The organism is Pontibacterium sp., assembly GCF_041587635.1.
GTDB lineage: Bacteria > Pseudomonadota > Gammaproteobacteria > Pseudomonadales > Balneatricaceae > Pontibacterium.
Genome location: NZ_JBFGYC010000089.1, coordinates 1 through 9,963, shown reverse-complemented (window position 1 = coordinate 9,963; position 9,963 = coordinate 1). Strand labels below are relative to the sequence as shown.

General features: G+C 51.9%; 9 protein-coding genes. 2 read left to right on the top strand and 7 right to left on the bottom strand.

Annotated elements, in window-relative coordinates; genetic code table 11:
* The coding region (locus ABYW01_RS06785; RefSeq protein WP_372831731.1) for an acyl-CoA synthetase at nt 1-1,440 on the bottom strand (1,440 nt) is incomplete at its 3' end.
* Nucleotides 1,441-1,925: 485 nt separating this feature from the next.
* Here ABYW01_RS06785 and ABYW01_RS06780 point away from each other — a divergent pair.
* Nucleotides 1,926-3,449: a PAS domain S-box protein gene (locus tag ABYW01_RS06780; RefSeq protein ID WP_372831730.1), complete on the top strand. Its 1,524-nt coding sequence runs from the start codon at nt 1,926-1,928 to the stop codon at nt 3,447-3,449.
* Nucleotides 3,449-4,066 carry a response regulator transcription factor gene (locus tag ABYW01_RS06775; RefSeq protein ID WP_372831729.1) on the top strand — a complete coding sequence of 206 codons (618 nt, stop codon included), beginning with the start codon at nt 3,449-3,451 and terminating at the stop codon, nt 4,064-4,066. The genes ABYW01_RS06780 and ABYW01_RS06775 overlap by 1 nt, the downstream gene beginning before the upstream one ends.
* A gap of 28 nt (nt 4,067-4,094) precedes the next feature.
* Here the strand turns inward: ABYW01_RS06775 and ABYW01_RS06770 are convergent, their stop codons facing one another.
* From ABYW01_RS06770 to ABYW01_RS06745, 6 genes are all read right to left on the bottom strand, one after another.
* Nucleotides 4,095-4,892: an alpha/beta fold hydrolase gene (locus ABYW01_RS06770; protein WP_372831728.1), complete on the bottom strand. Its 798-nt coding sequence runs from the start codon at nt 4,890-4,892 to the stop codon at nt 4,095-4,097.
* Nucleotides 4,892-5,308, bottom strand: a complete 417-nt coding sequence (locus ABYW01_RS06765; RefSeq protein WP_372831727.1) for a PaaI family thioesterase — start codon at nt 5,306-5,308, stop codon at nt 4,892-4,894. Before ABYW01_RS06765 ends, ABYW01_RS06770 begins: the two co-directional genes overlap by 1 nt.
* A 10-nt stretch (nt 5,309-5,318) precedes the next feature.
* Complete coding sequence (locus ABYW01_RS06760) at nt 5,319-5,747, bottom strand: PaaI family thioesterase (protein ID WP_372831726.1); 429 nt, start codon at nt 5,745-5,747, stop codon at nt 5,319-5,321.
* A gap of 13 nt (nt 5,748-5,760) precedes the next feature.
* Nucleotides 5,761-7,416: an AMP-binding protein gene (locus tag ABYW01_RS06755; RefSeq protein WP_372831725.1), complete on the bottom strand. Its 1,656-nt coding sequence runs from the start codon at nt 7,414-7,416 to the stop codon at nt 5,761-5,763.
* 73 nt (nt 7,417-7,489) lie between these two features.
* A complete protein-coding gene (locus tag ABYW01_RS06750) occupies nt 7,490-8,635 on the bottom strand; it encodes a CaiB/BaiF CoA transferase family protein (protein ID WP_372831724.1) in 1,146 nt (381 codons plus the stop codon).
* Nucleotides 8,636-8,659: 24 nt separating this feature from the next.
* Entirely contained in the window at nt 8,660-9,817 is a 1,158-nt protein-coding gene (locus ABYW01_RS06745) for an acyl-CoA dehydrogenase family protein (RefSeq protein ID WP_372831723.1), read from the bottom strand.
* Nucleotides 9,818-9,963: the final 146 nt, after the last annotated feature.

Genomic DNA, 9,963 nt, shown 5'->3' with positions numbered 1-9,963 from the left:
CCACTTCTCATCAGACTTCGCCACGACTGCCGCTTCCATCACATCCGGATGACGGTAAAGCACATCTTCCACCTCGATACTGGAGATGTTTTCACCACCGGAGATAATGATGTCTTTGGAACGGTCTTTAATTTCGATGTAACCGTCTTCATGCCAAACCGCCAGGTCACCGGAGTGGAACCAACCACCTTCAAACGACTCATCGGTGGTTGACGGGTTCTTCAGATAACCTTTCATCACCAGGTTACCGCGCATGAAGATTTCACCCATGGTTTCGCCATCCTGCGGCACCGGCTCCAGTGTTTCCGGATTCGCAACCATCAAGCCTTCCAGCATTGGTGCTTTCACACCCTGACGGGATTTCAGACGGGCCTTATCTTCGATGCTGCTGTCATTCCACTCATCTTTCCATGCACATACAACGGAAGGACCGTAGGTTTCAGTCAGACCATAAACATGGGTCACTTCCACACCCATCTCTTCCATGCCCTGAATGACCGCTGCCGGAGGCGCTGCCCCCGCAGTCATCACTTTGATCTTGTGATTGATCCCTTCTTTCATCTCAGCAGGCGCGTTGTTCAGCATGTTCAGAACAATCGGCGCACCACAGAAGTGATCCACTTTCTCTTCACGGATCAGGTCATAGATATCCTGATCACGGACATGACGCAGGGAAACAGACGTACCTGCCGCCGCAGCGATCGCCCAAGGGAAACACCAGCCGTTGCAATGGAACATCGGCAGCGTCCACAGGTAGTTCGGATGACGCCCCATATCCCAGGATACGATGTTGCTCATCGCGTTCAGATACGCACCGCGGTGGTGATAGACAACCCCTTTCGGGTTTCCGGTGGTGCCGGAGGTGTAGTTCAGACTGATCGCTTCCCACTCATCAGCCGGTGGCTGCCAAGCGAACTCAGGATCACCTTCTGCAATAAACGCTTCATAATCCGTGGTACCAATCAGCTCACCGCCTTCATAGGTCGGATCATCGATGTCGATCACCAGCGGATTGTGCGCAATCATTTTCAGTGCTTTTGACACAACTTCAGAGAATTCACGCTCAACGATGACCACTTTGGCTTCAGCATGCTGCAGAATGAACGCAATCGCTTCTGCATCCAGACGAATGTTCACTGCATTCAGTACTGCGCCAGACATCGGTACAGCAAAGTGTGCTTCGAACACTTCCGGCAAGTTCGGTGCGATGACAGAAACCGTATCGCCTTTTTCGATCCCTTGCTTCTGCAGGGCACTCGCCATCTGACGGCAGCGTGTGTAAGTCTCTGCCCAGTTACGACGTACCTGTCCGTGAACCGTTGCGGTGTGCTCCGGGTAAACGAAAGCGGCACGCTCAATAAAACTAAGCGGAGTCAGTGCAGCGTAGTTTGCTACATTTTGCTCAAGCCCAAGCTCATAGGGATTATGCTTTGTGCTCATCGTTCTCATTCCTGTTGTAGTTATGTCTCACAGTCAGTCATGCCAACTGTTGATTGCTTATTAGCTGATGGTGCTGGTTAGCCAATCACCCTGGCAACCAAATAAAGGTTTACCCTTACATAAGCAGTAATACTACGCAATTTCCCTTATTACTCAAGTTATTCTAAAGTCATATCATTGTGCTGTAGATAAGTTAACCGGGATTTCCCCTAGGCCAGGGCCTGATAACACTAAGTGAACCATGCCTGCTGCTTCCATTTTTTGCTCAGCAAGGCAGAGGGAGCGCAGTGTATTGAGCATACATAAGGGACCGATAACGCAGCTGAACACAAAATGGAAACAGCCCTTTGGGTTGTCCCTGCTTAAGCGCCACCCAGCGTTGCTCGTTGCTCATTTGGAATGACCAAACCACGCGCCTCACGCCTTGATTGGCGCTTAAGCAGGGACAACAGGCCCGATTCGAATAGTATTAGCAGGCCCTATATATGAATAAGAAAGCCTCAATGGACTTAGAACAGTGTCGGGAGGATGCCGACCGTTACCGCCTGCTGGCGGAACAATCCACTGATATGATCTCGCGACACACGCCTGCGCCAGACTGGACGTATATTGATGTCAGCCCGGCTGTTGAGAGCGTATTGGGCTATACGCCCGATGAGATCATCGGCATGGCGGGTTATGACATGTTCCACCCACAAGACGCCGACAACCTGCTGAAACGCGCGGAATCCGTGCGCTATCGAGAAGGCATGTACACCAATGTCTATCGCTATCGCCACAAAGCCGGGTATTACATCTGGCTGGAAACCACCAGCCGCACCATCCGCGACGACAGCGGCCAACCGGTAGAGATCATCTGCGTATCGCGTGATGTCACCGAGCGCGAAGAAGCTCAGCGCGCTATGCGTCGACTGGCCCGCGTCGTTGAGTCTTCATCCGATATGATCATGTTCTGCAACCACGAAACCCGTAGACTGACCTACCTGAATGAATCGGCTTATCACACACTGGGTACCGAAAAAGACACGCCTGTGATCTATTATCTCGACAAACTTTTTACCGAAGAGGTGATGGAATCACTGGTCAATGATGCGCTGGAACACGCCGCGATTCATGGCGTTTGGTATGGCAGCATTCCGATGAATCTGCCAGAACAACTGAACCGTGTCGCCGAAATTCGCGAGATCATCGCCCACCGCAATCGCCGTGAAAATAACAAGGTAGAGTATTACTCCATCATTGGTCGGGATATAACGCTACGCCGTAAAGCGGAAGAGGAAGCCAAACGCCACCAGCTTGAACTGGCCCATATGTCACGCCTTCTATCTGTGGGTGAGATGGCAACCGGTCTCGCCCATGAGATCAACCAGCCACTGGCAGCTATCCTCAACTATTGCCGCGGTACCCAGCGCCGACTGGAAGACAACAATAACGATGCCGAAGCGATTACCACGGTAACCCGCTCTATGGAGTTGATCACCAAGCAAGCAAAACGTGCAGCGGAAATTATTAAACGGATGCGTGCATTTGTGCGTAAAACAGAATATCAGCGACTCGAGTTTTCGATCAACGACGCCTGTAAAGAGGTCAGCCGTTTTCTGCATCAGGAAGCGATCGATCACAACATTACGTTCGACTTTCATCTTGACGAACAAGACCCTCCGCTACTGGCCGACAAGGTGCAGATCGAACAGGTTTTGCTAAACCTGATGCGAAACGCGATTGAAGCTTACAGTGACTGTGAAAAGAGCTACAGACCCGTTATTATCAGCACCCGAAACGCCGGGGGCTATATTCATATCTCGGTAGAAGACGAAGCCAAAGGGATTTCAAGTGAAGGTCTGGCTAACCTGTTTGAACCGTTCTACACGTCGAAATCCACAGGACTGGGTATGGGACTCTCCATCTCCCGCACCATTATCGAAACCCATGGCGGACAGCTGTGGGCAGAGAGCGACGGTAAGACCGGAACCCATTTCCATCTGAAACTTCCTCTAAGGGATAAATAATGCAAGCAAACGTGACAGGCACCATCTATATCGTTGACGATGATGAAGATTTTCGTGACTCGATGCAGTGGCTACTGGAGTCTGCCAGCCATGAAGTGATTACCTTCCCGTCTGCCCAAGCCTTTCTGGATAATTTCAATGGCGAGATCGGTTGTATGCTGCTGGACGTGCGTATGCCTGAAATCAATGGCCTGGCACTGCAACAGATCATGCAGGATCGCGATATTCAGATGCCGATTATCGTACTTTCCGGCCACGGTGACATTCCGATGGCCGTCAGCGCGATGAAACATGGTGCACTGGATTTTCTGGAAAAACCGTTCGACGACGAAGTACTGCTGCGTCTGGTCGATAAAGCGCTGAAACGCGCGGATGAGATGCGTCATGAACAAGGTGAGCTGAACGAGATTCAGATCTGCTATGAAAGCCTGAGCCGTCGCGAGAAAGAAGTGATGAACTTGGTGGTAACCGGCAAAGCCAACCGTGAAATCGCAGAAGAGCTGGGTATCAGCCCGAAAACCGTGGAAGTACATCGCGCCCGCGTCATGAGCAAGATGCGTGCTAGCAGCTTACCTGTATTGGTACAACAGGCTGCCCGTCTGACCGAAACAGCCTGATATCTGTTATCTGTGACGCCCCAGGCAACTAATCCAATTGTTGCTGGATAAATGGCGCCATAGCCGCCAAAGCAGACGATTCTGCCTCCAAGTGAGGCACATGGCCGCAGCCTTCGAGATAGAGGGCTGTGGCGTTTTCTCCGATCCCCGCACAAATGTCAGTCACCTGCTCTGGCACACCGTACTGATCGTCTTTTCCCTGAATAATCAGCGCCGGACACTGTATATCGGGCAACCAACGACTGAAATTCATGTTCTGATGACAACTTTCACGTAACCAGGTATCAGACCACGCCCGGAACAACAGATCCGTACGATCACCATGATACCGCGCCAGCCGCTCAGGCAAATCTGACGTTTGATAACGCTCTGCCGCCTCACGAATACCCGCCAGAGTCAGATGATCTGCATACAGATGGGCCGCTTCGGTGATAATCGCCTTAACACGATCACCCAGCACTGCAGCCGCAATCAACGTAATCGTGCCCCCGTCACTGTGCCCCACCAGAATGACATCATCGACACCCGCAGCATTGAGCACTTCACCTACCCTCTGCTCGCCTTCAGGAACAAGATAGTCATCGGCTCGCGGCAACGTAATCGGAGAAGACTCACCGTAACCAAGGCGCTCATACACCAGTGCATTACATCCCGTCATGCTCGCAAGCTTTTCGGGAAACTGCTTCCACATGCGGATATGCCCCAAGGCTTCATGCAGAAAGACCAGCGTGGGCTTGCCTTCACCGGCTGAATGGGTGCCATGCATCGCATGAATCTGCTGTCCATCGGGCAGCGTGAGCATTTTGTCGATCCATTGCAACGCCATTAACGCTTCTCCGGCACCGGAATTGAGTAGGTCATCGTGGCGTGTGCAACGGGTTCGTCATCGCCATCAGACAAGATATAGACTTCACCAACACCCAAACGTTTACCCACTTTCAGCATCTGAGCTTTCGCCAGAATATCGGCATCCGCTGAGGGTTTGCGCAGGAAGTTGATATTGAGATTGGTGGTCACTGCAAGGGATACAGGACCAATTCGACTGAGCAAGGCAGCGTAAACAGCAACGTCCGCTAACCCCATCATCGCAGGGCCTGACACCGTGCCTCCAGGACGCAGATGCTGATCATCCACAGGCAAACGCATCGTTGATGTACCATTGCCGAGTTCTAACAACTCACCGTACTGATCCCCCTGAGGAAAATGTTCCTTCAGGAAAACCTGCATCTGTTCGAAGTTCATTTCCACAAGATCACCCCACAGTAACGATGGCCAGCGTCACCGTCGCTTTCGCAACCAGCTTTCGCTCTTCTCCTACGGCATAGACTTCGCCTTCAGCCACCGTCAGGGTTTTACCTTGCTTTAGCACTTTAGCTTCGCACTCAAGCGTGTGCCCCTGCGCAGGACGCAACAGGTTCACTGTAAAATCAGCGGTCAGGACACGCTGTCCGTCCGCTATCAGCGTAGCTGCAGCCGTACCACAGCTGTGATCCGCTAACGTCGCTTGCACACCGGCATGGACAAAGCCATCCTGCTGCTTATGGTTTTCGGTCAGGACAATCCGGGTTCGGCAAACGCCGGGGCTGAACTCAAGGAGTTCAGCCCCTAGCTGACGAATAAACGGCGCCTGATCGAAAACCCGGCGAGTTTCTATCTCGTAATCCGGGTTATTCGTTTTCATTCAAGCTATTCCGTTATGAAGAAGCGTCGCTTTCGTCACGCGCCTGGTTACGCAGAATGAAACGCTGGATTTTGCCACTCGGTGTCTTTGGCAGCTCCGCCATAAACTCAATCTCACGCGGGAAGGCGTGCGTAGACAAACGATTACGCACGTGTTGCTTCAGCGCTTCCGCCAGCTCTTCCGTAGGATCAAATTCAGGCTTAATCACAACATAGGCTTTGATGATAGAACCACGTTTCGGATCAGGTTTACCGATCACACCGGATTCGGCAACCGCGTCGTGTTCCAGCAAGGTGCTCTCTACATCTGCAGGCCCTACACGGTAACCCGCCGTTGTGATGATATCGTCATCACGACCCGTGAAGGAGTAGCTGCCATCACCGTGGCTCATTACCACATCACCCGTCAGGTAATACTTACCGTGGAACGGATTTTTTTCCTGCCATGTGTAGCCCTGGAAGAAGAACAGCGGAGAGTTATCCACATCCACAGCCAACTGACCGGTTTCACCTTCCGGAATCTCGTTATAGTCGGCATCCAGCGCAACAACGCGATGACCCGGCATAGAGAAGCCCATAGAGCCCACACGTACTACATCCTGTTCCAGGTCATGATGGTTACATGCCGTCATACCGGTTTCAGTCTGACCGTAGTGGTCCATGACCGGGCAACCCAAACGCTTATCCACCCAACCGATAACTTCAGGGTTCAGCGGCTCACCAGCACTGCTGGCAACACGCAGATCAAATTTGTCATCCGCACCCAGAATATTATCGTTTGCCATCAGCAAACGGTAAGCCGTTGGCGCCGCTGCCAGATTGGTAATTTTGTACTTACGCAGCATGTCGTAGGTGGTTTCTGGTGTGAAACCGGACTCGCAGAAATGCGTGGTGTTACCCAGCAACAACGGACCCACTACCGCGTAATACAGACCATAAGCCCAACCCGGATCAGCCACGTTCCAGTACGTGTCTTCTGGACGCAGGCCAACAGCAAAACGCATGTAGATGTAGAAAGAAAGAATCGCACGCGCCGGTACAGCAACACCTTTGGATTTACCTACGGTGCCAGATGTAAACATCTGCAAGAAAGGATCGTCAGCACTAATACGTACCGGCGTAAACTCCGCAGATAAACTACCCACCTCAGCCATGAAGTCACGCTCATCAGCATACTTCGCATCCGCCTGAGCTTTGTTAACCAGCAGCGTTGGAGGGCAGCCGCGGACATCGTCCAGCTTGGAACGGTTAGCCGGATCAGTCACGATAAGCTTGGTATCAGCCTGCAGTACTCGGTATTCAATCGCGCCCGGACCAAATGCAGTAAACAGCGGCTGATAGACAGCTCCGGCGCGCAATGCACCAACAATGACAATCAACAGCTCTGGTGTACGCGGCAGCAATGCAGCAACACGGTCACCTTTACCAATTCCCTGAGAGGTGAGGAAGTTTGCAAACTGTGCTGATTTCTCCTTCAGCTCTACAAACGTCAACTCAGAAGCTGGGCGATCCGCGCCCTCATATTTCAATGCAACGCGGTCACCTTCAGCCCACTTATCACAGATCTCTTCACAAACGTTGAAACCGTCTTTCAGGCTACCAATCATCTGCTCTTCGATCATGGCCGGAGTAAACTGATCGTAATATGTCTGATAGTTTTCCGTAGTCATTTTCTTACTCTCATATTTATCGTTGTTATTCTTTCACCGGGTTACGACAGGTATGACTGATCCATAATGCGATTCAGCCAAACACCCCTGCCGCCCGGAGATTATTTATTTCATCGTTGTTCAGGCCGGCATCAGCCATCACTAAATCCGTATCTGCACCTCTGACGGGGGCTTCTGCGGGTAATTCATTTGCTTCGTTATCAAAACGGATCGCCGGAGCGATCTGCACTTCGCCGTCAGCGGTGGTCTGGATCAGGTCCCGCGATACAAACGCGGGGTGCTGCGCGGCTTCAGTCATCGTCAATACCGGTTCAACACAGGCATCTACATCACTAAAGCGCTGTTGCCAAACGGCAAGATCTTCCGTTATGAAGATCTCTTTCAGCTGCACCTTCAAATCAGCATCACTCAAGCGGGCCAGCTCAGTTGCCTTTAGCGTTTCCAACAGGCGCTGCTTAAACTGCGGCTCAAGACTGCCCACCGAGATATAGCGCTGATCGCGCGTACGGTAGTAGTCGTAGAAACCAGAACCATTGAGGAAGTGACTTTCGTAAGAATCTTCAGGCGCGCCGTTCAACGCACCCGGCGCTAACAACGCCTGCAAGGCAACACTGTTATCGGCCATGGAAATATCGATCTGCGCCCCTTTGCCCAGACGATCTCGCTGAATCACCGCGGAGAGGATTGCAACCACAGCCGGGTGAGAGCCCGCAGCCTGATCGGCAACCTGCACACCTAATGGACAAGGCCCTGCGTCAGCACGCCCCATATGACTGGCAACACCGGCCAGTGACAGGAAATTGATATCATGCCCCGCTTTGTCAGCGTATGCGCCGGTCTGACCGTACCCAGAGATCGAGCAATAGATCAGATCGGGCTTCACTTCCGCTAACGCTGCGTAATCCAGACCCAAACGCTGCATGACCCCCGGACGAAACTGCTCTACAACAATGTCGTATTCGTTGATCAGCTTATGGATTACGTCAGCAGCATCAGCGTGTTTGAGGTCTAAAGTAATTGAACGCTTACCCCGGTTCAGGTACCTGAACGCCGCAGACTGCCCTGCAATCTGCGGTTTCATATTGCGTACCAGATCATCTCGCGTCGGAGACTCGACCCGCACCACATCTGCACCCAGGTCAGCCAGCAACATAGTGGCGTAAGGCCCTGGCAACAGCGTTGAAAAGTCGAGTACTTTAAGTCCTGCGAGTGGTTTCATCACAACAGCCTTTTATTGGGTCGCTTAGCTATGCTCACGCATAATTTCTCGTGCGATGATCACACGCTGAATCTCACTGGTACCTTCATAGATCGAGGTGATACGCACGTCACGTGCATAACGCTCCAGTGGGTATTCCTGCATGTAGCCATAACCACCCAGCATCTGAAGTGCGCTGTAACACGCCTGATTTGCCTTTTCACTGGCAAACACTTTCGCCATCGACGCTTCTTTTGCAAAAGGAAGGCCGCGCTCTTTACGATCGGCAGCGCTCATCAGCAGTAAACGTGCTGCTTCCAGCTCAGTGCAACGATCAGCAATCATCCACTGCAAGCCCTGGAAGTCAGAGATAGGACGACCAAACTGCTTCCGTTCCTGCGTGTATTGAATGGCATAATCCATCGCGGCCAGACCCACACCCAGCGCCAGCGAACCAATGCCGATACGACCACCCGCCAGTTCAGCTACAGCCAAACGGAAACCATCGTTCAACTTGCCCAGAATCGCTGACTCAGGCACTTCTACATTTTCGAAATGCACTTCGTTGGTCGCAGAACCGTGCTGTCCCATTTTCTTCTCAGCAGGACCTACGGTGATACCCGGTGCATCAGCTTCCACCAGAAAACAGGTAATACCTTTACCTTTTTTCGCTTCCGGATCAGTCACCGCCCACACCACAAATACACCCGCAAATTCAGCACTGGTGATCCATTGTTTGGTACCGCTAATCGCAAAACCGTTTTCAGTTTTCACCGCCTGCGTACGCATCGATGCCGGATCGGAACCTGCGCCCGATTCAGTCAAGCAGAAGCTACCCGCACGGTATTCACCACTACAGATCAGAGGTAAGTATTTATTCTTTTGCTCATCAGTGCCCATCGCCTGAATCACTTCAGCAACCATGTTGGTTACCGACATGGTGACGGCGGTTGAAGCACAAGCGCGAGCAATTTCGGTCATCGCCAAACTGAAGGCCACAACCCCAGCCTCAGTGCCGCCATGATCCGCATTGATATTAAGACCCATGAAGCCCAATTCGGCGAGCTTCTTACAGTTTTCCAGCAGGATGGATTTATCTTTTGTCTGATCCAGTTTTTCCGCCACAGGCGCGAGTTCGGTTTCCGCAAAACGCTTGGCAGTATCCTGAATGAGTTGTTGTTCTTCTGTCAGCGAGAGGTCCATCAGGGGCTCCATATAAGGGTTTACCCCAATCTATACCCCAAATTGACGTTTACGTAAACAGTAATTTCATTTCATCAAACTCCTAAGCAGGCCCAACTCTTGGGCCTCAAATGCCGCTAAGCGCTGTAAATCAAGGCCTACCAAGT